This is a genomic window from Curtobacterium sp. NPDC089185, assembly GCF_040685235.1.
GTDB classification, from domain to species: Bacteria; Actinomycetota; Actinomycetes; order Actinomycetales; family Microbacteriaceae; genus Curtobacterium; species Curtobacterium citri.
Genome location: NZ_JBFBHK010000002.1, coordinates 33222 through 53791, shown reverse-complemented (window position 1 = coordinate 53791; position 20570 = coordinate 33222). Strand labels below are relative to the sequence as shown.

23 protein-coding genes are annotated in these 20570 nt (G+C 73.9%); 13 read left to right on the top strand and 10 right to left on the bottom strand.

Annotation, left to right across the window (positions count from 1 at the left end; all coding sequences use genetic code 11):
• Window positions 1–101: 101 nt before the first annotated feature.
• On the top strand, window positions 102–803 hold the full coding sequence (locus tag AB0N84_RS02145) for a CGNR zinc finger domain-containing protein (RefSeq protein WP_182045366.1): 702 nt from the start codon (window positions 102–104) through the stop codon (window positions 801–803).
• Between the two features lie 135 nt (window positions 804–938).
• On the opposite strand, the gene AB0N84_RS02140 is transcribed toward AB0N84_RS02145, so the two are convergent.
• The 4 genes from AB0N84_RS02140 to AB0N84_RS02125 all read right to left on the bottom strand — a co-directional run bounded on the left by AB0N84_RS02140 (window position 939) and on the right by AB0N84_RS02125 (window position 3127).
• Window positions 939–1298: a hypothetical protein gene (locus AB0N84_RS02140; RefSeq protein WP_069712780.1), complete on the bottom strand. Its 360-nt coding sequence runs from the start codon at window positions 1296–1298 to the stop codon at window positions 939–941.
• 130 nt (window positions 1299–1428) lie between these two features.
• Window positions 1429–1881, bottom strand: coding sequence for a roadblock/LC7 domain-containing protein (locus tag AB0N84_RS02135; RefSeq protein WP_069712779.1), 453 nt, complete (start codon window positions 1879–1881; stop codon window positions 1429–1431).
• The gene (locus AB0N84_RS02130) at window positions 1881–2444 is read right to left on the bottom strand and encodes an ATP/GTP-binding protein (RefSeq protein WP_289458005.1); all 564 of its coding nucleotides are present in this window, start codon (window positions 2442–2444) and stop codon (window positions 1881–1883) included. The genes AB0N84_RS02135 and AB0N84_RS02130 overlap by 1 nt, the downstream gene beginning before the upstream one ends.
• The gene (locus tag AB0N84_RS02125) at window positions 2444–3127 is read right to left on the bottom strand and encodes a hypothetical protein (RefSeq protein ID WP_182045364.1); all 684 of its coding nucleotides are present in this window, start codon (window positions 3125–3127) and stop codon (window positions 2444–2446) included. Before AB0N84_RS02125 ends, AB0N84_RS02130 begins: the two co-directional genes overlap by 1 nt.
• Window positions 3128–3323: 196 nt before the next feature.
• Here AB0N84_RS02125 and AB0N84_RS02120 point away from each other — a divergent pair, with 196 nt between their 5' ends.
• Window positions 3324–4610, top strand: coding sequence for an Nramp family divalent metal transporter (locus tag AB0N84_RS02120; protein ID WP_363543469.1), 1287 nt, complete (start codon window positions 3324–3326; stop codon window positions 4608–4610).
• 51 nt (window positions 4611–4661) lie between these two features.
• Here the strand turns inward: AB0N84_RS02120 and AB0N84_RS02115 are convergent, their stop codons facing one another.
• Window positions 4662–4964: a DUF427 domain-containing protein gene (locus tag AB0N84_RS02115; protein WP_058742825.1), complete on the bottom strand. Its 303-nt coding sequence runs from the start codon at window positions 4962–4964 to the stop codon at window positions 4662–4664.
• A gap of 52 nt (window positions 4965–5016) precedes the next feature.
• On the bottom strand, window positions 5017–5631 hold the full coding sequence (locus tag AB0N84_RS02110; protein ID WP_363543466.1) for a hypothetical protein: 615 nt from the start codon (window positions 5629–5631) through the stop codon (window positions 5017–5019).
• A gap of 94 nt (window positions 5632–5725) precedes the next feature.
• Here AB0N84_RS02110 and AB0N84_RS02105 point away from each other — a divergent pair, with 94 nt between their 5' ends.
• The 6 genes from AB0N84_RS02105 (at window position 5726) to AB0N84_RS02080 (ending at window position 8974) form a co-directional block, all read left to right on the top strand.
• Complete coding sequence (locus AB0N84_RS02105) at window positions 5726–6358, top strand: GNAT family protein (RefSeq protein WP_363543464.1); 633 nt, start codon at window positions 5726–5728, stop codon at window positions 6356–6358.
• A gap of 77 nt (window positions 6359–6435) precedes the next feature.
• Window positions 6436–6906 carry a hypothetical protein gene (locus AB0N84_RS02100; RefSeq protein ID WP_182045360.1) on the top strand — a complete coding sequence of 157 codons (471 nt, stop codon included), beginning with the start codon at window positions 6436–6438 and terminating at the stop codon, window positions 6904–6906.
• A 12-nt stretch (window positions 6907–6918) separates the two neighbouring features.
• Window positions 6919–7473, top strand: coding sequence for a hypothetical protein (locus tag AB0N84_RS02095; RefSeq protein ID WP_363543462.1), 555 nt, complete (start codon window positions 6919–6921; stop codon window positions 7471–7473).
• A 9-nt stretch (window positions 7474–7482) separates the two neighbouring features.
• Entirely contained in the window at window positions 7483–7854 is a 372-nt protein-coding gene (locus AB0N84_RS02090) for a hypothetical protein (RefSeq protein WP_182045358.1), read from the top strand.
• 144 nt (window positions 7855–7998) lie between these two features.
• Window positions 7999–8568 (top strand): DUF1684 domain-containing protein, encoded by a 570-nt coding sequence (locus AB0N84_RS02085; RefSeq protein WP_363543758.1) that lies wholly within the window; start codon window positions 7999–8001, stop codon window positions 8566–8568.
• Between the two features lie 46 nt (window positions 8569–8614).
• Window positions 8615–8974 (top strand): GntR family transcriptional regulator, encoded by a 360-nt coding sequence (locus tag AB0N84_RS02080; protein ID WP_069712872.1) that lies wholly within the window; start codon window positions 8615–8617, stop codon window positions 8972–8974.
• Window positions 8975–9079: 105 nt separating this feature from the next.
• Here the strand turns inward: AB0N84_RS02080 and AB0N84_RS02075 are convergent, their stop codons facing one another.
• On the bottom strand, window positions 9080–9928 hold the full coding sequence (locus AB0N84_RS02075; protein ID WP_363543459.1) for an endo alpha-1,4 polygalactosaminidase: 849 nt from the start codon (window positions 9926–9928) through the stop codon (window positions 9080–9082).
• Window positions 9929–10199: 271 nt separating this feature from the next.
• Here AB0N84_RS02075 and AB0N84_RS02070 point away from each other — a divergent pair, with 271 nt between their 5' ends.
• Window positions 10200–11840: a DEAD/DEAH box helicase gene (locus AB0N84_RS02070; RefSeq protein ID WP_069712768.1), complete on the top strand. Its 1641-nt coding sequence runs from the start codon at window positions 10200–10202 to the stop codon at window positions 11838–11840.
• Window positions 11841–11973: 133 nt separating this feature from the next.
• Window positions 11974–12174: a CsbD family protein gene (locus AB0N84_RS02065; protein ID WP_069712767.1), complete on the top strand. Its 201-nt coding sequence runs from the start codon at window positions 11974–11976 to the stop codon at window positions 12172–12174.
• Window positions 12175–12249: 75 nt separating this feature from the next.
• Here the strand turns inward: AB0N84_RS02065 and AB0N84_RS02060 are convergent, their stop codons facing one another.
• Complete coding sequence (locus AB0N84_RS02060) at window positions 12250–12792, bottom strand: NUDIX hydrolase family protein (RefSeq protein WP_182045354.1); 543 nt, start codon at window positions 12790–12792, stop codon at window positions 12250–12252.
• Between the two features lie 73 nt (window positions 12793–12865).
• On the opposite strand from AB0N84_RS02060, the gene AB0N84_RS02055 reads away from it, so the two are divergent.
• Window positions 12866–13498, top strand: coding sequence for an alpha/beta hydrolase-fold protein (locus AB0N84_RS02055; RefSeq protein ID WP_363543456.1), 633 nt, complete (start codon window positions 12866–12868; stop codon window positions 13496–13498).
• Between the two features lie 79 nt (window positions 13499–13577).
• Here AB0N84_RS02055 and AB0N84_RS02050 read toward each other — a convergent pair whose 3' ends face one another.
• The gene (locus AB0N84_RS02050) at window positions 13578–14246 is read right to left on the bottom strand and encodes a PadR family transcriptional regulator (RefSeq protein WP_363543454.1); all 669 of its coding nucleotides are present in this window, start codon (window positions 14244–14246) and stop codon (window positions 13578–13580) included.
• 151 nt (window positions 14247–14397) lie between these two features.
• Here AB0N84_RS02050 and AB0N84_RS02045 point away from each other — a divergent pair, with 151 nt between their 5' ends.
• Together AB0N84_RS02045 and AB0N84_RS02040 are read left to right on the top strand one after the other, a co-directional pair.
• The gene (locus AB0N84_RS02045) at window positions 14398–19176 is read left to right on the top strand and encodes a DEAD/DEAH box helicase (protein ID WP_363543452.1); all 4779 of its coding nucleotides are present in this window, start codon (window positions 14398–14400) and stop codon (window positions 19174–19176) included.
• A 59-nt stretch (window positions 19177–19235) separates the two neighbouring features.
• A complete protein-coding gene (locus AB0N84_RS02040) occupies window positions 19236–20015 on the top strand; it encodes an Fpg/Nei family DNA glycosylase (protein WP_182045338.1) in 780 nt (259 codons plus the stop codon).
• 51 nt (window positions 20016–20066) lie between these two features.
• On the opposite strand, the gene AB0N84_RS02035 is transcribed toward AB0N84_RS02040, so the two are convergent.
• A complete protein-coding gene (locus AB0N84_RS02035) occupies window positions 20067–20564 on the bottom strand; it encodes a hypothetical protein (RefSeq protein ID WP_069712761.1) in 498 nt (165 codons plus the stop codon).
• Window positions 20565–20570: the final 6 nt, after the last annotated feature.

Sequence of the window (20570 nt, the reverse complement as noted above, 5' to 3'; positions counted from 1 at the left end):
GCGGCTGCCGACACCGCACGGATACCGCTCGGTGCTGCCGCTGATACCGCACGGATGCCGCTCGACCGGGAGGCGCGCCGGAGAGCCGTTAGCCTGGACGGATGCACACGGGGCAGCACATCCGGACCGACAGCGGGTCGTCGTGGTTCTTCGACGCCGGCCGGATCGCGCTCGACTTCGCCCACACCGGCGGCTTCGCGGACGACCCCGACGCACGCCGCCCGCGGGCCCGCCTCGGTGAGCTGCTGGTGACCCCCGCCGACCTGGACGAGTGGCTCGGCGACCACACCGAGCCCATCGACCTCGGTGCGACGGCCCGCGAGCTGCAGGACGCCCGGGCACTCCGCGCCGCGATCGGTCGGCTGGCGGTGGCGGCGGCGCCGGCACCCGCGGCCTCGACGGACCCGGCCGCGCGCACCGCGGTCGCCGCCGGACTCCGCGCCGGCACCGGTCGGACCCGTCCGGCACCGGACGACATCGACACCGTGAACCTGTTCGCCGCGCTGCCGGACGTCCCGCCGGCGCTGCCCGGCGGTCGCCGCCGCGCCGGGGCGAACCGCGTCCGGCTGGCGCAGGCGCTGTCGAGCGTGGCCCGCGACGCCGTGGCGTTGTTCACGGAGGTGGGGTTCGACGACCTCGCCGCGGACGGTCAGCCCACCCGCTTGAGCCGCTGCTCGGCCGACGACTGCGGCCTCGTGTTCTACGACTCGTCGCGCGGCGGGACCCGTCGGTGGTGCTCCATGCAGCGGTGCGGCAACCGGGCGAAGGTCCGCGCGCACCGTGCCCGTCGCGCTGCGGCCTGAGCGGAGCCGCGGGGACCGCTCGGGCGCCGACGACGCCCACGACTGCCCGGACGCTGGAGCCCGCCGGACGCGACGAGGGGCCCCGCGGTCGCGGAACCCCTCGTGTGTCCGGTCGCGCTCGCGACCGGCTGCGGGTCAGAAGGCCAGGTCGGACTCGACCGACTTCGCCTTCATGCGGGCCAGGGCGAGGTTCGCCTTCGCGCGGTCCAGCACGTAGTAGATGAAGACCTCGGGGTGCGAGGCCAGCGGGCGGATGATGTGGAACTGCGACGACAGCGTGATGAGGATGTCGTCGATCGAGTCGGCGAGGCCGAGGGACCGGGCGGTCTTCAGCTTCGCGCGGACGACCTCGGTGTTGCCCGCGGCCGCGAGCTCCAGGTCGATGCCGCTGCCGGCGCCGCCGAGCAGCATGCCGGAGCCGCTGTCGACGACGGCGGCGGCCATCGCGCCGTCGACGGTCAGCAGGTCGTTGAGGGAGTCGTGCAGGGTTGCCATCTGGGGTTCCTTCTCGGGTTGTCCGGTGTGTCGGGTGTACGGGCAGGGGTCGCCGGGGCTGAGCCCCGGCGGGACGGGAGACCCGGGTGCGGTCTGCCGTGGTCCGGGTGTGGTGCGGCTGCGGTGCGGGTCAGACCAGGCCGGCGACGGCAGCCGCGCGGGCACCGGCTGCGGCGTGCGCGGCCAGCTGCTCGCCGAGGCGGGCTGCGGAGCGCCGGGACACGGTGAGGGCCTTGCCGAGCATCTCGTCCGTGTCGAAGAGCGCGGCGAGCACGATGGTCGAGCCGGGGATGCGCATCTGCACCAGGTGCCCGCGGTCGGCCGCGATGATGACGTACTCGCCCGTGCCCATCGGCAGCTCGCGGGCGACGGCCTCGCTCAGCGCCTGGATCGAGCTCGCCATGCTGGCGAACCGCGCGCCGTCGGTGGTACCGGCGGCACCCTCGGCGACGCGGACGACCTCGAAGCCGTCGTCGGTCAGGAGCGACGCGGTGAGCATCGAGCTCGACGAGGACCGGAGCGCCGCGAGTTCGGCGCTGCCGAGTCCGACGACGACGGGGTCCAGGTGCGGGGCGAGGGTCATCAGTGCACTTCCTGGGCGGCGGTCATCGCCGCACGCATCTCGATGTTGGCGACGAGGGTCAGCAGGACCGTCGTCATCTGGTCCGTCTGGCGCGGGTCGACCGTGAACACGGGGACGAGCATCTCGGGGTGCGCGGCCTGCAGGGCGTCGGAGAACACCCCGGGGCCGGGGCCGTCGACGACGTCCGAGCGGGTCACCCCGACGACCACGCCACCGCGGTCGTGCAGGTCGCTGAACTCGTCGAGGTACTCGAGCATGCTGGCGACCGGGTCGGGGGCGTCGGCGTTGACGAGCACGACGAGTCCGCGGGCGCGCTCCTTGAGGATCTGCCACATGAAGTCGAAGCGTCGCTGCCCCGGGATGCCGTACAGCCGCACCTTGTCGGAGTCGCCGACCGTGATCTCGCCGTAGTCGAGCGCGACCGTGGTCGTCGCCTTGTCGGCGGTCTCGCGGTCGGTGTTCGCCGCCTCGGTCCGGACGACGGGCACCTCGCTGAGCGCCTCGATCGCGGTCGTCTTGCCGGCACCCATCGGGCCGGCGAACAGGATGACGTGCTCGGCCATCAGCGGGCCAGCCGGTCGAGCAGGCGACGGAAGAGGCCGCTCCGCTGCTGCACGGGCGCCGCGGTCGGCACCGGCCGGTCGAAGGCCGGGCGCGCGAGGGTGATGTCGGGCGTCTGCGAACGGAGGATGCGCATGAGGCTGAAGGCGTTGATGAGGCGGCGGGCCTCGGCGGGCGCGACGTTCGCCTGCTCGGCGAGCTCGTCGACCGTCAGGGCGGCGTACCCGAGGAGCGAGGTCATCCGCACGTGGTCGGGGGTGTGCGCCAGCGTGGTGAAGTTCGGCCACCGCTGCAGGCGGTAGCGGTCGTCGCGCTGCAGCCACCAGGCCAGCTCGCCCGGGAAGGAGTGCAGCCCGATGTGCCAGAGCAGGCCGTGCAGCTCGTTGCCCGGTCCGAGGTCGACGGCGGCCTCGACGTCACGGTCCTCACGGCCGACGCGCACGTCCTCGGGGTCGATCGGCAGGTCGCCGAGCGGGGTGGACCACCAGTAGGAGTCCGAGGCGACGTCGATCACGAGCGGCCCGTGCCCGGCGATCTCGACGCGCAGCACCTCGCCGTGGGTCTCCCACAGCGGGCGGAGCGCCATCGCGACCCGGGTCCAGCCGAACCTCGGCATGGGTGTCGGGTCGATGGTCTGGGCCTCCGGGTGGACGAGCTCGTCCCCCGGTCGTCGCGATGCATCCATGCCTCGGTCACCTTCCTGGTACCGGTCCCCCGGCTGTCGTCCCGCGGCGGTTCACCGGCCGCGCGGACCCTCCGATCCAACTGGAGGCGAGGGTGCGTCAGGTAGCCCCCGTCTGGGCGGCACCTGTCGGGGAGGCATGCGCGCAGGTTCCGAAACCGAGGATTCGGTCCGCCGAATCCTCTGGCATGCTGGGCGGGTGACCGACACCGCAGCCAGCCGCCGACCCCGCTCCGGTCGCCCGCACACGGCGCCGGACCGCGAGCCCGGCGGTCCCCGGCGCCGAGCGGCCGGCCTCACCCTGCTCGGTCCCGCGTTCGTCGCCGCGATCGCCTACGTCGACCCCGGTAACGTTGCCGCGAACCTGACCGCCGGTGCGCAGTACGGCTACCTGCTGCTCTGGGTGCTCGTCGCGGCGAACGCGAGCGCGGTCGTGGTGCAGTACCTCTCGGCCAAGCTCGGCGTCGTCACCGGCCGGTCACTGCCGGAGCACCTCGGGCTCCGCATGCGGCGCACGCCCCGGCTGCTCTTCTGGGCGCAGGCCGAGGTGGTCGCCGCGGCCACCGACGTCGCCGAGGTGATCGGTGGCGCACTCGCGCTGCACCTGCTGTTCGGACTGCCGCTCGTCGCCGGCGGCGTCCTGACCGGCGTGGTGTCGATGGCGATCCTGCTGCTGCACAGCCGACGCGGCACCCGCACGTTCGAGGCCGTCGTCACGACGATGCTCGCCATCCTGACCGTCGGGTTCTGCGCCGGGCTCCTCTTCGCACAGGTGTCCCCCGGCGAGCTCGTCAGCGGCCTCGTCCCCCGCTTCGAGGGCTCGCAGTCGGTCCTGCTCGCCGCGTCGATGCTCGGCGCGACGGTCATGCCGCACGCGGTCTACCTGCACTCGGCACTCGCGCGCGACCGGCACGGCGACGTGCCCGCGGGTCCGGAGCGCCGACGGGTCCTCGTCGCGACGCGGTGGGACGTCGGACTCGCCCTCGTCGTCGCCGGCGGGGTGAACGTGTGCATGCTCGTGCTCGCCGCGGCGACGCTGCCCGGGGTCGCGGGGACGGACACCATCCCCGGCGCACAGCGGGCGATCGAGGCGAACGTCGGCCCGGTCGTCGGCGTCCTCTTCGCGGTCGGCCTGCTCGCGTCCGGACTCGCCTCGACCTCGGTCGGCTGCATGGCGGGCGCGGAGATCATGCACGGGCTGCTGCACGTGCGCGTCCCGGTCGTCGCGCGGCGGGTCGTGACGCTCCTGCCCGCGGTGGCCCTGCTCGCCCTCGGGGTCGACCCGACGATGCTCCTGGTGCTGAGCCAGGTCGTGCTGAGCTTCGGGATCGCCTTCGCGATCGTGCCGCTGGTGGTCTACACGTCCCGTCGCAGCATCATGGGCACCGACGTCAACGCCGTGCCCACCCGCGTCGTCGCGGGGGTCATCGCATCGGTGATCGTCGCGCTCAACGTGGCCCTCGTGGTGCTGACCCTGGCCGGCTGACGGCGCCCGTCCGGATGCCGCCGCCCGCCGGCCGGGTCGGCCTGCCGGGTGTCAGTCGACGACCCGGACGTCCTTCCAGAAGGCGTAGTAGCCCGAGTAGTCCTTGCCCACGCGGTCGAACGACGACGGGATCGGGGTCGGGTACGACCACGCGCGGTCCGGCAGCGGCTGGCCGTCGACCGTGACGGTGTAGTACTGCGTGTCGCCCTTCCACGGGCAGTGGTACTGCGTGTCGCTCTCCGAGAAGAACTCCGGCTTCACGCTCGACGGCGGGAAGTACCAGTTGCCCTCGATCTGGATGAGGTCCTCCTGCGGGGCCTCCGCGATCACGGTGTCACCGACGACTGCCTTCATGACGTGCTCCTTGCGATCCACGGCGTCCAGGCGACGCCTGCGATCCGGAACGCTACGCCGCAGCGCTCGATTCCCGCAGGACGACCAGGTCCGGTCCCGCGGCGAGCGCCCCGCGCACCGTCTCGGGGTCGAGGTCCGACGCCCCCTCGGCGGCACTGACCAGGTGCCGCACCGCGCGGCGCAGCCCCGTGTACGCCGCGCAGGCCACCGCCGCCTCGGGCGAGGTGTGGTCGATGCCGGCGGCGACCAGGGCGTCGACGACCGCGCCGGCCGCGAGCAGGTCCTCCACCGTGCTCTCCGGCACCTCGGCGGTGTCCGTCGGCTCACCGGCGTCGTCCGCCACGTCGGCTCCGCCGCCCGTCGACCGCCCCGCGGCCACGACCGCGACGACGCACCGGTCGCCCCGCTCGGCCTGGAGGCGCGTCACCCGTCCCGCCACCGCCGTCGCGTTGCCGAGGTGGCCGAGCACGACCTCCGGACCGTCCGGCAGCAGCGCTGCCGCAGCCCGCGCCCGCGCGGTGCCGTCGGTCCCGCGGGAGGCGTCACGGCCCGGCACCGGGAGCACGTCGACCCAGACGACGAGGTGGGCGTCGCGGGCGATCCGCCCGGCGCCGCCGACGCCCCACGCGAACCGGACCTGGTACTTCCCCTGGGTGCCTGCTGCCACCCGACCACGATAACCGGGCACGTGCCCTGTCCGTCCTCACAGGTGGGCGTCGACGGGCGGTCCGGCCGGTGCCGCGACCGTAGGATCGAGGACCATGGAGATCGCCACCGTCCCCACCCTGACCGGCGACCGTGTCACGCTCGAGCCCCTGGCCGCCGAGCACGCGGACGACCTGCGCGCGGCGGTGACGGACGGCGACCTCTGGCGCACCTGGTACACCTCGGTGCCCGCGCCCGACGCGGTCGACGACGAGATCGAGCGCCGGCTCGGCGAGCACGCCGCCGGTCGGATGCTGCCCTTCGCCGTCCGTGACCGTCCGACGGGTCGCGTGGTCGGGTCGACGACCTTCATGAACGTCGACACCACGAACCGCCGCGTCGAGATCGGGCACACGTTCCTCGCCCGAGCAGCCCAGCGGACCGGCATCAACACCGAGGCGAAGCTGCTCATGCTCTCGCACGCCTTCGACACGTGGCAGTGCATCGCGGTCGAGTTCCGCACGCACTGGCACAACCACCAGTCGCGCGCGGCCATCGCGTCCCTCGGCGCGAAGCAGGACGGTGTCCTCCGCAGCCACTCGATCGGTCGCGACGGCACCCTCCGCGACACGGTCGTCTTCTCGATCACCGCCGCCGAGTGGCCCACCGTGCGGCTGGCACTGACCGAGCGGCTGCGCACGCGCGACCGGGCCGAGGGGTCCCGACGTCGCGCAGCCCGGCACGCCTGAACCGCCCGGCTCGGCTGCACCGCCCCGTCCCCCGCACGGGCAGCGGCACCCGGGTGCCCCGGGGTACCGTCCGGGACATGCACGTCGGTCTCCGCATCGTCCTCGACGCCCCCGTCGACGCCGTCCGCGACGCCCTGCTCTCGCCGTCGGTGATGGTCGCCGTCACGAAGCCGTTCCTCGTCTACCGGTCACGCTCCCCCGAGGGCCTGCCCGATCGGTGGACGCCGGGCGTCCCGCACCCGATCACGGCGGACGCCTTCGGCATCGTGCCGAGCGGTGACACGCACGTCGACCTCGACCTGTACGAGGTGGAGGGGGTCCCGGTGCAGCGCGACAACGGCGGCGGTGTCTCCGGCCTGTTCGGTCGCATGACGATGCGGCACCGGATGGCCACCGTTGACCTCGGCGACGGCAGGACCCTGCTGCTCGACCGACTGTCCTACCGGATGCGTCCCGCTGCGCTCGGCGCCGCGCTCTGGCCCGGCATGTGGGTCATCTGGCAGTGGCGTGCCCTGCGGATGCGCCGACTCGCCCCGTCCTGGCGCTAGTCCTTGCCGCGCGTGCCGAGCATCGGGTCGTACGACGTCGAGCCCGCCGACCTCCGGCGTCCGGTCGCGTGGGGCCTCGGCGCCGTCGCGACGCTCACGGGCGTCCTCGCGGTGATCGGGTGGCCGCTACCCGTGGTGTCGCGGTACGGCAGACCGTCGGACGCGTGGGACCGCACAGTGTTGCTCGTGCAGGAGTGGGCGGCGCACGACGGGTGGCGGATGTCGGGAGCTTCCTGGCTCTGGGGCGGCCTCGCGGTCGCGGCGACCGTCGGGGCCGTCGTCATGCGGGCCTCCCGACCGGGACACGCGCTCAGCCGGCGGGCGTCGCTCGCGACCCTGCTGCCCGGAGGGGTCACGGCCGTGACGGGACCGGTCGTGCAGGCCGCGCTGGGCGTCCCGTGGTCGAACTACTCGACTCCCGAGGTCGACCGGCCCGCGGTGGTCGTCGCCGTCCTCGTCGTCGCGGGCGTCCTGGCGCTCCCGCTCCTGCAGCGCCGGGTCACCCGAGGACGTCCGGCGGTCAGGCCCTCCGCGGGTGAGGGGCACGAACGGGCACCCCGTCCCTAGGCTGCACCCGTGACGACCGTTCCCCCGCACCGCCCCGCCCCCGAGGTCGAGCAGGCGCTCCTCGCCCTGAACGACGGGTCCCACCCCTTCGAGGTCCGGAAGGACGACGACCGGATCGTCGCGGTCTGGCGCCACCGGCTCCAGGGCGCCCAGCTCGCCTGGGGCAAGGCCGAGTGGCGCTACCGCGTCACGCTCCTCGACGACAGCGGGGAGTACACGACGAGTGTGGTGCAGAAGAACTGGGACGGGGAGAACACCGCCTTCTCGTTCCGGTCGAGCGACGTGACCGGGCCGGTCGACGACGTCCTCGCCCGCGCCGGTTGGACGAAGCGACGGAGCGCGGTGGGACGGCTGCTCGGCAGGGTCCTCGGCCGCGACTGACACGGCCGGCTCCGTCCACGGACCGCGGCCGGTCGCTGGCGGGTCCGGAGGAGCCGGGCGTACGCTCGCCGTGTGAGCCAGACGCAGGAGCCGAGGACCCGGGAGCGCGTGCACAGCACGCTCGCCACCGTGGACTGGCGGCGGATGACGTTCGACCTGTACCGCCGCGTGCGCGCCACGTCGGACCCCGAGACCGCCCACGCGATGTGGCGCGAGACCCGCGACGCGATGTTCGGCGAGCACCCGGCCAGTCCGCTGCTCGACGAGGACGCGCGCGACTTCGAGGCGCTGCCCGTGCCCGACTACGACCCGGAGTGGCGCTTCCGCGCCCGGATCGAGGACGCGGAACCGCAGGCGATGGACGTCGAGACCGGCACCGACGGGATCGTGCACTTCGACCGGCTCGGCGTCGTCCGGCTGCCGGGCATCGGCACGCTCGACGTCTGGTCGCACGGCGGGTACGCGGGCGGGATCTTCGTGCCGGTGAAGGACGCCAGCGCCGGCAGGGCTCGTGGCACGTACGGCGGCGGGCGCTACCTGCTCGACACGATCAAGGGTGCGGACCTCGGCGGCGACGACGACGAGCTCGTCCTCGACTTCAACTTCGCGTACAACCCGTCGTGCGCGTACGACCCGGCGTGGGCGTGCCCCCTCGCACCCCCGGGCAACACCGTCGCCGTGCCGATCCCGGTCGGCGAGCAGTACGACTTCTGACACCGACCAGCAGACACCCAACGGACAGGACGCAACGGTGGAGCGCATGACGGGACTCGTGGCCCTCGACGTGGGCGGTCGAGTGCCGCCCTTCGAGCAGGTCCGCTCGCAGATCGCCGCGCAGATCGCGGCCGGCTACCTGGTGGACGGGGAGCGCCTGCCGAGCGTGCGGGCCCTCGCCGAGGAGCTCGGCCTGGCTGCCGGGACGGTCGCGAAGGCCTACCAGCTGCTCGAGGAGACCGGACTCGTGCACACCGCACGCGGCGCCGGGACCCGGGTGGTCCGGCCCGCCGCGGTGCCGGACGCCGTCGCCGACGCCGCACGCGCACTGGTGGCCGCGGCGAAGGAGGCGGGGCTCTCCGCCGACCAGGCCGCGGCAGCCCTGCGCGAGGCCTGGCCCGCCTGAGGCGACCACCCGGTTCGAGGTGACCGCCCCGTCACGCGATGCGGGTGGCGGAGACGAGCGGGGCCTCCCGGCCGACCGCCGTCACGACACCACCGCGGCGAGCGCTCAGCAGTGTTCCGAGACGTACGCGTCGTCCGACGGGGTGACCAGGTCGCGGTCCCGCAGGATCGTCATCGCCGGACGGTCCCGCAGCGCGCACACCGACGACCACGGGCGGTCGAGGGTGTCCGCGTACTCGATGTCGATCACGCGCTTCCCGTAGACCTCCGTGTAGGCCGAGCACTCCTGGTACTGCACGCACTCCTCGGCGACGACGAAGTCGAAGCCCGTCGTCTGCCGCCCGGCCGTCCCGAGCTGCGGCGTGTTCTTCTGCCCGACGGCGAGCCCGTGCGCGTGCCCGACCCGGACAAGCGACGCGGCGAGCGCGAGGTTCCCGGACCGGGTCAGCCGCTTCCCGGAGCGCGTCCACGAGTCGAGGTTGTCGAACTCGACCGCGTCGAACCCCCGGTCGGCACACCGGGCGACCGACCTGGTCAGGACCTTCGTGATCGCCGTCCGCTTCGCCGCCGTCCGGGTGTCGAGGAGCACCTCGTCCGGCCAGCCCGGGTCCGACACGGTCTTCCCCGCCGCGTCGCGGAGGAGCGCCGACGGTGCTGCGCGCTGCCAGTCGGCCAGCGTGCCCGGCTGCGTCTGGAAGCCGTTGACGTAGCAGATGCCGTACGTCCCGGAGGCCGGCCGGTCGGTGCTGTCGCGCTCGACGATCGTGACGCCCCGAGCCGGGGTGTACCCGCCGCCGAGCTGGTAGTCCGGACGGCCCGACGTCGGCAGGTTCGCGTACGACGCCGCCGGTGCGGTGGGCGCGGTGGCGGGGGCGGCACCGGCCGCGCAGCCCGTGCTGCCGAGCACGGCGACCAGGGCGACCGCGGCGGTCAGCAGGACGGATCGGGTGTGCACCACGGGATCATCGCACGCGCTCGGCGAACGGTCCGGCCCGGATCCGGCACCCGCACGCTATGCTGGAGGTACTCGAGGCGCCGATCGCCTCGTGCGTCGTACGGACGCCCCCGACTCCCGACCCTCATCCGGTCGATGATCGCGCACCGACATCCCGGTGCCAGGCTCTCTGCTGCGGCGACCGCGTCAGCCTCTGCTGACGCGGGGTTCCCGCCCGCGCGCCACATGCCAGCGCGCCCACGGCCGGCACGAGCCGGCTCGAAAGGTCACCATGACCAACCAGGACATCCGTTTCACCGATCTCGGCGTCCCCGCGCCGATGGCCCAGGTCCTCGCCCAGCAGGGCAAGGAGACCGCCTTCCCGATCCAGGCCGACACGCTCCCCGACTCCCTGCAGGGCAAGGACGTGCTCGGTCGCGGCCGCACCGGCTCCGGCAAGACGATCGCGTTCGCGATCCCGCTGGCCGCCCGCCTCGCCGCGAGCCGCCGCCCCCGTCGTGCCGGCCGCCCCCGCGCGCTCGTGCTCGCCCCGACGCGTGAGCTCGCGACGCAGATCGACGCGACCCTCGCGCCGCTCGCGAAGTCGATGGGCCTGAACACCACCACGATCTTCGGTGGTGTCGGCCAGGGCCGTCAGGTCGACGCCCTGCGCGCCGGCGTCGACGTGGTCGTAGCCTGCCCGGGTCGCCTCGCCGACCTCATGCAGCAGGGCCACGTGCACCTCGGCGACATCGAGGTCACCGTCCTCGACGAGGCCGACCACATGGCCGACATGGGCTTCCTGCCCGGCGTGACGAAGATCATGCAGGCGACGCCCGAGCAGGGGCAGCGTCTGCTCTTCTCCGCGACGCTCGACAACGGCGTGGACAAGCTCGTCAAGAAGTTCCTGCACAGCCCGGTGATGCACTCCGTCGACGACGAGACCAGCCCCGTCGAGGCGATGACCCACCACCTGTTCGAGGTCGCCGACGCCGACGCGAAGAAGGACCTCGTCCGCGTGCTCGCCTCGGGCACCGGTCGTCGCATCATGTTCATGCGCACGAAGCACCACGCGAAGCGCCTTGCCAAGCAGCTCAGCTCGCAGGGCATCCCCGCGGTCGACCTGCAGGGCAACCTGTCGCAGGGCGCCCGTGAGCGGAACCTGGCGAAGTTCTCCTCCGGCGAGGCCCTCGTGCTCGTCGCGACCGACGTCGCCGCCCGTGGCGTGCACGTCGACCACGTCGAGCTCGTCGTGCACGTCGACCCGCCGACCGAGCACAAGGCGTACCTGCACCGCTCGGGTCGCACCGCCCGCGCAGGCTCCTCGGGTGACGTCGTCACCGTCACGATGCCGGCCGAGCGCCGCGACGTCGCGCAGATGATGCGTGCGGCCGCGATCAAGGTCACGCCGCAGCAGGTCACCGCGACCTCGCCCGCCGTCACGACGCTGGTCGGCGAGGTCGCCCCGATCCGCCACGTCGAGGAGGCCCCGGTCCAGCAGCAGCGCCAGCGCCAGCCGCGTGCGGCCGAGTCGTCCCGCTCCGAGACCGCGGGCAGCGGTCGTCGCCGTGGTCGCGGCGGACGGTCGGGAGGCGCGGCACAGGCCCCCGAGACCGCCTCGGCCGGTCGCGGCTCGGGTCGGAACGGCGGCGGTCGCGGTGGTCGTCCGGTCACCGAGGGCGCCGGCGCTGCCGGTTCCCGCGGCGGTTCGGCCCGTGGTGCGTCGGCGGGCGGTGCCGCTGCCGGCGGTCAGCGCCGTTCGGGCGGCAGCCGCCGGGCGTCGAGCGACGTCGTGCGCGGTGGGTCCGCTCCGGTGTGGTCGTCCGAGGGCGGCTACGCGGCGGGTCGTGGTGCCGGCTCCGAGTCCGGCGGCGGTCGTCGCGGCGGCTCGCGTCGCGCCTCCCGTCCGGCGGGGGCGGCCGACCGCCACTGAGGTCGCGCTCCACGCCGGGATCCGAACCTGGACGGTCGCTGCGCGCAGCGCGACTCCGGACGCGTACGTTCTGGTTCACCGAAGGCCGCGCGAGTGGCCGACGGGGAATCGTCCGTCGTTGGAAGGAGACCGTATGGCTGGCAGCGAAGAGAACCACACCGGCGAGAAGCTCGGCGGGAAGCTCAAGGAAGGCATCGGCAACCTGACCGGCAACGACAAGCTGAAGGCCGAGGGTCAGACCGACCAGGCCAAGGCGTCTGCCAAGCAGGGCGTCGACGACGTGAAGGACGCGGCGCACGGCGTCGCCGACAGCCTCCGCGACGAGAAGCACTGAAGCCGGTCCACGACCGCGCTGCGAAGCCCCCGGATCCGATCGGATCCGGGGGCTTCGTCGTGCGTGCGGTGGTGGCTAGTGCAGGGCGCCGACCGAGGCGAGGCCGGCGCGGAGCAGGGTGCCGCGACCACCCTCCATCTCCTCGGCGACGGCGTCGGAGGCCGCCTCCATCGGGCTCATCCACGTGAGCTCGAGGGCGTCCTGCCGCGGCTCGCACGTCCCGGTGACCGGGACGACGTACGCCAGCGAGATCGCGTGCTGCCGCTCGTCGGTGTAGACCGAGGCGCCGGGCAGCGGGAAGTACTCCGCCACCGTGAACGGCGTCGGGCTCGAGGGCAGCTGCGGGAAGGCCATCGGGCCGAGGTCCTTCTCGAGGTGCCGGAAGAGCGCCGTCCGGATCGACTCGCCGAACATCACCCGCCCGGAGACGAGCGTCCGGGCGATCGAACCGCTCGGGGACACCCGGAGCAGCACGCCGACCTCGGTCACGACGCCGAGGCCGTCGGTGCGGACGGGGAGTGCCTCGACGTAGCAGATGGGCAGCCGACGGCGGATGTTCGCCAGTTCCTCGTCGGACAGCCAGCCGGAGTCGGGGTCGGGGGTGCGCAGCGAGGCCATGCACCGTGTCTACCAGGCACCGCGGCGAGTTCGACGCACGGCGCGGTCACCGTGGACGGCTAGCGTCGTGCACATGATCGATGCGGACGTCGTGCAGTGGACCCGATCGGCCGACGAGCGGGCCGGCACACCGCTGCTCGTCGCCCTGCACGGGGTGGGGTCGAACGAGCGGGACCTGCTCGGACTGGCCCCGGCGCTGCCGCCCGCGTGGACGGTCGCCTCGCTCCGCGCACCGATGCCGTGGGGACCGGGGTACTCCTGGTACCCGCTCGGGACACCGGGCTCGCCGGCGCTCGGACCGGTCGACGCCGCGGTGGACGAGGTCCTCGACTGGATCGACGCCGTCGCCGCGGAGCACACCCGGGTGGGCCTGCTCGGGTTCTCGCAGGGCGGGTCGATGGCGCTGCAGCTCCTCCGCGCCCGGCCGGAGGACTTCGCGTTCGCGGTGTCCCTGTCGGGGTTCGTCGTGCCGGGCGTGACCGACGCGCGCGACGAGGCCGTCGCCGCCGTCCGCCCGCGGGTGTTCCTCGGGCACGGCGACCTCGACCCGGTGATCCCGCCCGAGGCCACCGCCCGCACGCAGGCCTGGGCCGCCGCGCACACGGACGTGACCGACCGGTCGTACGCGGGACTGCCGCACGCGGTGTCGGCCGAGGAGCTCGCCGACGTGGCCGCGTTCGTCGCGACGGAGCAGTCGACCAGGTGACCGGACGACGGACGGGAGGCGCGTGGCGGGCCCGCCACGCGCCTCCCGTCCGTCGGTCGGTGCGTCGAGACGCGTGCCGCTAGTCGGCGAGGATCTGCAGCAGGTCCTTGCGGAGCTGGTCGATCTTCGCGGTCGCGGCCTTCGTCTGCTCGTCGTCCGCGTTCGACCGGTAGACGTGCAGCACGCCCATGGTCTTGCGGAGGGCCTCGACGAACTCGCGCTGCGTGTCGGGCATGCCCGGTGCGGCGTCGAACGCGGCGGTGATCTCCGCCGCCTTCGCCTCGGCCTCGGCCCGGCCGGCGTCGGTGAGTTCGAAGAGCGTCTTGCGGCCGTCACCGGTCGAGACGACGAGGTCCTCGTCGACGAGCTGCTGGAACGTCGGGTAGACCGAGCCGGGGCTCGGCTTCCAGGCGCCGCCGGTGCGCTCGGCGATGGTCTTGATCACGGCGTAGCCGTTCTGCGGCCCCTCGGCGAGGAGGCCGAGGATCGCGAGGCGGACGTCGCCGCGACGGCGACGCTCGCGGCCGAAGCCGGGGCCGCCGCCGAACCCGGGACCGAAGCCCGGGCCGAAGCCGCGTCCGGGGCCGAAGCCGCCCCGTCCGCCGTGGTCGTGGTCACCGCGGTCGCGGCCGGGGAAGCCGTGGCCGTGGTGCTGCCGCGCGCCGCCGAAGCGGGGGCCGCGCGGACCGGAGCCGCGCTGGCCGCGGCGGGGCGTGGTGCTGTCGAGGTCATCGTACGAGGGGCGCATGATGACTCCTTCCTGTCGGTGGTGAAGTGGGCTCGCGATCCGTTCCGTTCGTATCGCGATGCAGTAACGATAGATCGCTACCGATCGGCTTGTCAAGCGGTCGGTCGCACTCGGTCTGCTGTCGGTGGCGGCGGGCAGGATGGGACGGACCATGACGGACGTCCTCGAGCGCTTCTCCCCCGCGACCGCGGAGTGGTTCCGCGGCGCGTTCCCCGCACCGACCGCCGCGCAGGCCGGCGCCTGGGACGCGGTCTCCACCGGGCAGCACGCCCTGGTCATCGCGCCGACCGGGTCGGGCAAGACGCTCGCGTCGTTCCTCTGGTCGATCGACAGGCTCATCAGCGCGACGGACCGTCCGCCCGCCAAGCAGCGCACCCGCGTGCTCTACGTCTCCCCGCTCAAGGCGCTCGGCGTGGACGTCGAGCGCAACCTGCGCAGCCCGCTCGTCGGCATCACGCAGACCGCCCGCCGGCTCGGCACCGAGCCACCCGAGGTCACGGTGGGCGTCCGGAGCGGTGACACGCCCTCGTCCGACCGGCAGCGCCTGCTCCGCCAGCCGCCGGACATCCTCATCACGACGCCCGAGTCGCTGTACCTGATGCTCACGTCGAGCGCGCGCGAGACCCTGGTCAACGTCGACACCGTCATCGTGGACGAGGTGCACGCCGTCGCGTCGTCGAAGCGCGGCGCGCACCTCGCCGTCTCGCTCGAGCGGCTCGACGACCTGCTCGAGAAGCCCGTGCAGCGCATCGGCCTGTCCGCGACGGTGCGTCCGGCGGAGGAGGTCGCGCGCTTCCTCGGCGGCCGCGCACCGGTCACGATCATCGCGCCGCCGGCGCAGAAGACGTTCGACCTGCGGGTCGTCGTGCCGGTGGACGACATGACCGAGCTCGGCGCCCCGCCCGTCGGGGCCGACGCGACCGAGTCGCCGACGAACGGGTCGATCTGGCCCCACGTCGAGGAACGGGTGGTCGACCTCATCGAGGAGCACCGCTCGACGATCGTGTTCGCGAACTCCCGGCGGCTGGCCGAACGCCTGACCGCCCGGCTCAACGAGATCCACGAGGAACGGGTGCTCGCGGCCGCGGAGACCCCCGTCGCGGTGGCCGCCGGTGGGGCCCCGGTCACGCAGTCCCCGGGGCGCGCCTCCGCGCACGCACCGGTCGCCCAGCCGAAGCGCCCGCCGGCGCAGCTGATCGGGCAGTCCGGGCAGACCGAGGGCGGCGGGTCCGACCCCGCCGTGCCGGTCCTCGCCCGGGCGCACCACGGTTCCGTGTCGAAGGACCAGCGCGCGATCATCGAGGACGACCTGAAGTCCGGACGGCTCCGCTGCGTGGTGGCGACGAGCTCGCTCGAACTCGGCATCGACATGGGCGAGGTCGACCTCGTCGTGCAGGTCGAGGCCCCGCCGTCGGTCGCCAGCGGCCTGCAGCGCGTCGGGCGCGCCGGGCACCAGGTGGGCGAGATCTCCCGCGGGGTGCTCTTCCCGAAGCACCGCGCCGACCTCGTGAACAGCGCGGTGACGGTCGAGCGCATGGTGTCGGGGCAGATCGAGTCGATCTCGGTGCCCGCCAACCCGCTCGACGTCCTCGCGCAGCACACCGTCGCGGCCGGGGCGATCGACACCGTCGACGTCGAGCACTGGTTCGACCTGGTCCGCCGCAGCGCCCCGTTCAGCTCCCTGCCCCGCTCGGCGTTCGAGGCGACGCTCGACCTGGTGACCGGTCGCTACCCGAGCGACGAGTTCGCCGAGCTCCGCCCGCGCCTGGTGTGGGACCGCGTGCACGGCACCCTGACCGGTCGTCCCGGCGCCCAGCGACTCGCGGTGACGAGCGGTGGCACGATCCCCGACCGCGGCATGTTCGGCGTGTTCATGGTCGGCGAGAAGGCGTCCCGCGTCGGCGAGCTCGACGAGGAGATGGTCTACGAGTCCCGCGTCGGCGACGTCTTCGCCCTCGGCGCCACGAGCTGGCGGATCGAGGAGATCACGCACGACCGCGTGATCGTCAGCCCGGCGTTCGGGCAGCCCGGACGCGTGCCGTTCTGGAAGGGCGACGGCATCGGTCGGCCCGCCGAGCTCGGCCGCGCGACCGGCGCCTTCGTGCGCGAGGTCGACGCCGCCTCCGACGACGACGCGCGGGTCCGCGTGGCCACCGCCGGCCTCGACGACCGCGCCGTGACGAACCTGCTGACCTTCCTCCGCGACCAGCGCGCGGCGACCGGACACGTGCCGAACGACACGACGCTCGTGGTCGAGCGCTTCCGCGACGAACTCGGCGACTGGCGGCTCATCCTGCACTCGCCCTACGGCATGCAGGTGCACGCGCCCTGGGCCCTGGCGGTCGGTGCGCGCCTGCGCGAGCGACACGGCATCGACGGCGACGCCATGGCGGCGGACGACGGCATCGTCGTCCGGATCCCGGAGACCGACGCCGAGCCGCCCGGAGCCGACCTGTTCGTGTTCGAGCGCGACGACCTCGAGGCCCTCGTCACCGACGAGGTCGGGGGCTCGGCGCTGTTCGCCGCACGCTTCCGCGAGTGCGCGGCGCGGGCGCTCCTCCTGCCGCGCCGGAACCCCGGACAGCGCTCCCCGCTCTGGCAGCAGCGCCAGCGGGCGTCGCAGCTGCTCGAGGTCGCCCGGAAGTACCCGACGTTCCCGATCGTGCTCGAGACCGTGCGCGAGGTGCTCAAGGACGTCTACGACGTGCCGGCACTCCTCGACATCTCGGACCAGATCGCCGAGCGGCGCATCCGCCTGGTCGAGCGCGAGACCGAGCAGCCGTCGCCGTTCGCGCGGTCGATCCTGTTCGGGTACGTCGCCGCGTTCATGTACGAGGGCGACTCGCCCCTCGCCGAGCGGCGGGCCGCCGCCCTGTCGCTCGACTCGACCCTGCTCGGGGAGCTCCTCGGCCGGGCGGAGCTCCGCGAGCTGCTCGACCCCGCCGTGATCGCCTCCGTCGAGCGCGACCTGCAGCGGCTCTCGCCGGACCGACGGGCGCGCGATGCCGAGGGCGTCGTCGACGTCCTGCGGCTCGTCGGGGCCCTCGAGCTGTCCGAGGTCGTCGAGCGGAGCTGGCTGGCCCCGTCCGTTGCGGGGGACGCTGCAGGTGGCGCCGATGCTGCCGGTGCCGACGCTGCGGAGGACGCAGGCGTCGCGGACGGCGCGACCGCCGCCACCACGCTGCGCAGCGCGCTCGAGACGCTGGAGCGCGACCGGCGCGTGCTGTCGTTCTCGCAGGGCGGCACCACGCGGTGGGCCGTGATCGAGGACGCCTCCCGCCTCCGGGACGCCCTGGGCGTCCCCCTGCCGATCGGCGTCCCCACCGCCTTCGTCGAACCCGTCGCCGATCCGCTCGGCGACCTGGTCGGCCGGTACGCCCGATCGCACGGCCCGTTCTCCGCGCAGGAGGCCGCCACGCGCCTCGGCCTCGGTGTCGCCGTCGTGCAGGACACCCTGCGGCGCCTCGTCGCCGACCGCCGTGTCGTCGAGGGCGAGTTCCGCCCGGACCGCCAGGGCGCCGAGTGGTGCGACGCCGAGGTACTGCGCCGCATCCGCACGAAGTCGCTCGCGGCGCTCCGGCACGAGGTCGAACCGGTCGCCCCGGACGCCCTCGCCCGGTTCCTGCCGGCATGGCAGCACGTCCAGGCGCCGGGCACCCGCGGGGGTCTGCGCGGCGTCGACGGCGTGCTGCAGGTCATCGACCAGCTCGCCGGGGTCGCCCTGCCCGCGAGCGCGTGGGAGACCCTCGTGCTGCCGTCGCGCGTGACCGACTACTCCACGAGCATGCTCGACGAGCTGACGGCGACGGGCGAGGTCCTGTGGTCCGGCGGCGGCACGCTGCCGGGCAACGACGGCTGGGTGCGGCTGCACCTCGCCGAGTCCGCGGCGACCACGCTGGCCGAGCCGGCGGGCGACGAGACCACCGAGCTCCAGCGTGACGTGCTCGGTGCCCTGGCCGGCGGCGGCGCGTACTTCTTCCGACAGCTCGGCCAGGCCGTCGGGAGCACCGACGACCAGGCACTGACGACCGCGCTCTGGGACCTCGTCTGGGACGGGCAGATCACGAACGACACCTTCGCGCCGCTGCGGGCGATGCTCGGCGGCAGGGCGAAGAGCACGAGCGCGCCGCGGGCACGGGCCTACCGCGGTCGTCGACGCCCGACGCTGCCGTCCCAGTCCGGGCCGCCCTCGGTCGGCGGACGCTGGTCGATCCTGCCCCTGGCGGAGTCCGACTCGACCCTGCGTGCGGCCGCCACCGCGGAACAGCTGCTCGAGCGCTACGGGGTCGTCACCCGCGGCGCCGTGCAGGTCGAGGGCGTCCGCGGCGGGTTCGCCGGCGTGTACCGCGTCCTCAGCCGCTTCGAGGAGTCCGGACGAGCCCGACGCGGGTACTTCGTCGAGGGGCTCGGCGCGGCGCAGTTCGCGACCGGCCCGACCATCGACCGCCTCCGCACCTACGCCCGCGACCTCGAGGACGACGAACGCGCCGACCCGGACCGCGAGCGCCAGGCACTGACCCTCGCGGCGACCGACCCGGCGAACCCCTACGGTGCCGCGCTGCCGTGGCCGTCCGAGGACGCCCCGGCCGATCCGGACGCCGAACCCGGTTCGGACCCGGCACCGGCGGCGACCACGACGACCGGCCGCGGCCACCGTCCGGGGCGGAAGGCCGGTGCACTCGTCACGACGGTGGACGGGCGACTCGCGGTCTACGTCGAGCGCGGGGGCAAGTCGGTGCTGACCTTCACCGACGACCCGGCGGACCTGGCGGTGGCGGCGCGTTCGATCGCCGGTGTCGTGCGCAGCGGGCTCCGGAAGCTCGCGGTCGAGCGGGTGGACGGTGACTTCGTGCTCGAGTCGCAACTCGGGTCGGCACTGCGGGAGGCGGGGTTCACCGCGACCCCGCAGGGACTGCGGCTGCGTGTCTGAGGCGACCAGGGCCTCCCGACCGGACGAGCGGGACGCACGACGACGGACGGAGGTGCGCCGTGCCCGAGGGTGACACCGTCTTCCGCGCCGCCCGACGTCTGCACGAGGCGCTGGCCGGCAAGGTCCTGACCCGGTCGGACTTCCGCGTCCCCGCGTTCGCGACGCTCGACCTGGTCGGCCGCACCGTCGACGAGGTCGTGCCGCGCGGGAAGCACCTGCTGCACCGCATCGGCGACCTCACGGTGCACTCGCACCTCAAGATGGAGGGCCGGTGGGACGTCTACGCCCCCGGGGAGCGCTGGCGACGGCCGACCCACCAGGCGCGTGTGGTCCTCGACGCGGCAGACGTCTCGACTGTCGGGTTCACACTCGGGGTGCTCGAGGTCGTCCCCCGCGACCAGGAGTCCGAGGTCGTCGGACACCTCGGGCCGGACCTGCTCGGCCCCGACTGGGACGCCGACGTGGCACTCGCCAACCTGACCGCCGACCCCGAGCGGCCGATCGGGCTCGCCCTGCTCGACCAGCGCGTGCTCGCGGGCCTCGGCAACGTCTACCGGAACGAGCTCTGCTTCCTCCGCGGCGTCCTGCCGACGCGACCGGTCGGCCAGGTGCAGGACCCGGCGCGGGTGATCGCGCTCGCCAGCCGGCTCATCACGACGAACCGCGACCGGAGCCACCGCGTGACCACGGGCGTTGACCGCCCGGGGCGGCGGTTCTGGGTCTACGGCCGGGCGGGCAAGCCGTGCCTCCGCTGCGGCACGCCGGTGCGGCGCGGTGAGCTCGGCGACTCCGAACTCACCCTGCGGGACACCTACTGGTGCCCGCGCTGCCAGAGCTGACGGACCGGCAATGAGCGCTCAGCGGCTCAGCGGCTCAGCGGCTGCGGTGCCTCAGCGGTCGGCGGCCTCGACGGCGCAGCTCTCGGCGCGCTTGGCGGCGTCGGAGTCGGCGCTGAACGAGCTCGGCGCCGGCGATGCCGACTGCGACTCGTCCGCGGTGGCCTCCTTCGCCGTCTGGTTCACCGCGTAGATCGTGCCGTCGAAGTCCTCGGCGGTCGGGTCCGACGTGGTGGCCCAGATCGTGAGCTCGTCGTCGTTCGCGTCCTTGCTGTCCGACGGGACGATGGACGCCGCCAGGTACCAGCCGCCGTCACCCTCGGCCACGCTCGCGATGTCGGTGGTGTCGTGCGGGCCCACCGCGGTACCGATGGCGTCGACGGCGTTGCTCGAGGCGACCGCGCAGTCGGCGGACTGCGACTTCTCCTGGTCGCCGGGGACCTTGCCCACCGGGTCGATGTTCTGCGCGCCCCCGGGGTCGCACGCCGTCAGGAGCAGGGCGAGGGTGGCAGCGCCGAGCAGCGCGGTGGCGGTCTTGGCTCGCGTGGTCATGCCGTG

Bases quoted from the DNA above. Each gene is read 5' to 3' on its own strand.
- AB0N84_RS02145 (WP_182045366.1), top strand. From the start codon at position 102: ATGCACACGGGGCAGCACATCCGGACCGACAGCGGGTCGTCGTGGTTC.
- AB0N84_RS02140 (WP_069712780.1), bottom strand. From the start codon at position 1,298: ATGGCAACCCTGCACGACTCCCTCAACGACCTGCTGACCGTCGACGGC.
- AB0N84_RS02135 (WP_069712779.1), bottom strand. From the start codon at position 1,881: ATGACCCTCGCCCCGCACCTGGACCCCGTCGTCGTCGGACTCGGCAGC.
- AB0N84_RS02130 (WP_289458005.1), bottom strand. From the start codon at position 2,444: ATGGCCGAGCACGTCATCCTGTTCGCCGGCCCGATGGGTGCCGGCAAG.
- AB0N84_RS02125 (WP_182045364.1), bottom strand. From the start codon at position 3,127: ATGGATGCATCGCGACGACCGGGGGACGAGCTCGTCCACCCGGAGGCC.
- AB0N84_RS02115 (WP_058742825.1), bottom strand. From the start codon at position 4,964: ATGAAGGCAGTCGTCGGTGACACCGTGATCGCGGAGGCCCCGCAGGAG.
- AB0N84_RS02105 (WP_363543464.1), top strand. From the start codon at position 5,726: ATGGAGATCGCCACCGTCCCCACCCTGACCGGCGACCGTGTCACGCTC.
- AB0N84_RS02100 (WP_182045360.1), top strand. From the start codon at position 6,436: ATGCACGTCGGTCTCCGCATCGTCCTCGACGCCCCCGTCGACGCCGTC.
- AB0N84_RS02085 (WP_363543758.1), top strand. From the start codon at position 7,999: ATGACGTTCGACCTGTACCGCCGCGTGCGCGCCACGTCGGACCCCGAG.
- AB0N84_RS02080 (WP_069712872.1), top strand. From the start codon at position 8,615: ATGACGGGACTCGTGGCCCTCGACGTGGGCGGTCGAGTGCCGCCCTTC.
- AB0N84_RS02070 (WP_069712768.1), top strand. From the start codon at position 10,200: ATGACCAACCAGGACATCCGTTTCACCGATCTCGGCGTCCCCGCGCCG.
- AB0N84_RS02065 (WP_069712767.1), top strand. From the start codon at position 11,974: ATGGCTGGCAGCGAAGAGAACCACACCGGCGAGAAGCTCGGCGGGAAG.
- AB0N84_RS02060 (WP_182045354.1), bottom strand. From the start codon at position 12,792: ATGGCCTCGCTGCGCACCCCCGACCCCGACTCCGGCTGGCTGTCCGAC.
- AB0N84_RS02055 (WP_363543456.1), top strand. From the start codon at position 12,866: ATGATCGATGCGGACGTCGTGCAGTGGACCCGATCGGCCGACGAGCGG.
- AB0N84_RS02050 (WP_363543454.1), bottom strand. From the start codon at position 14,246: ATGCGCCCCTCGTACGATGACCTCGACAGCACCACGCCCCGCCGCGGC.
- AB0N84_RS02045 (WP_363543452.1), top strand. From the start codon at position 14,398: ATGACGGACGTCCTCGAGCGCTTCTCCCCCGCGACCGCGGAGTGGTTC.
- AB0N84_RS02035 (WP_069712761.1), bottom strand. From the start codon at position 20,564: ATGACCACGCGAGCCAAGACCGCCACCGCGCTGCTCGGCGCTGCCACC.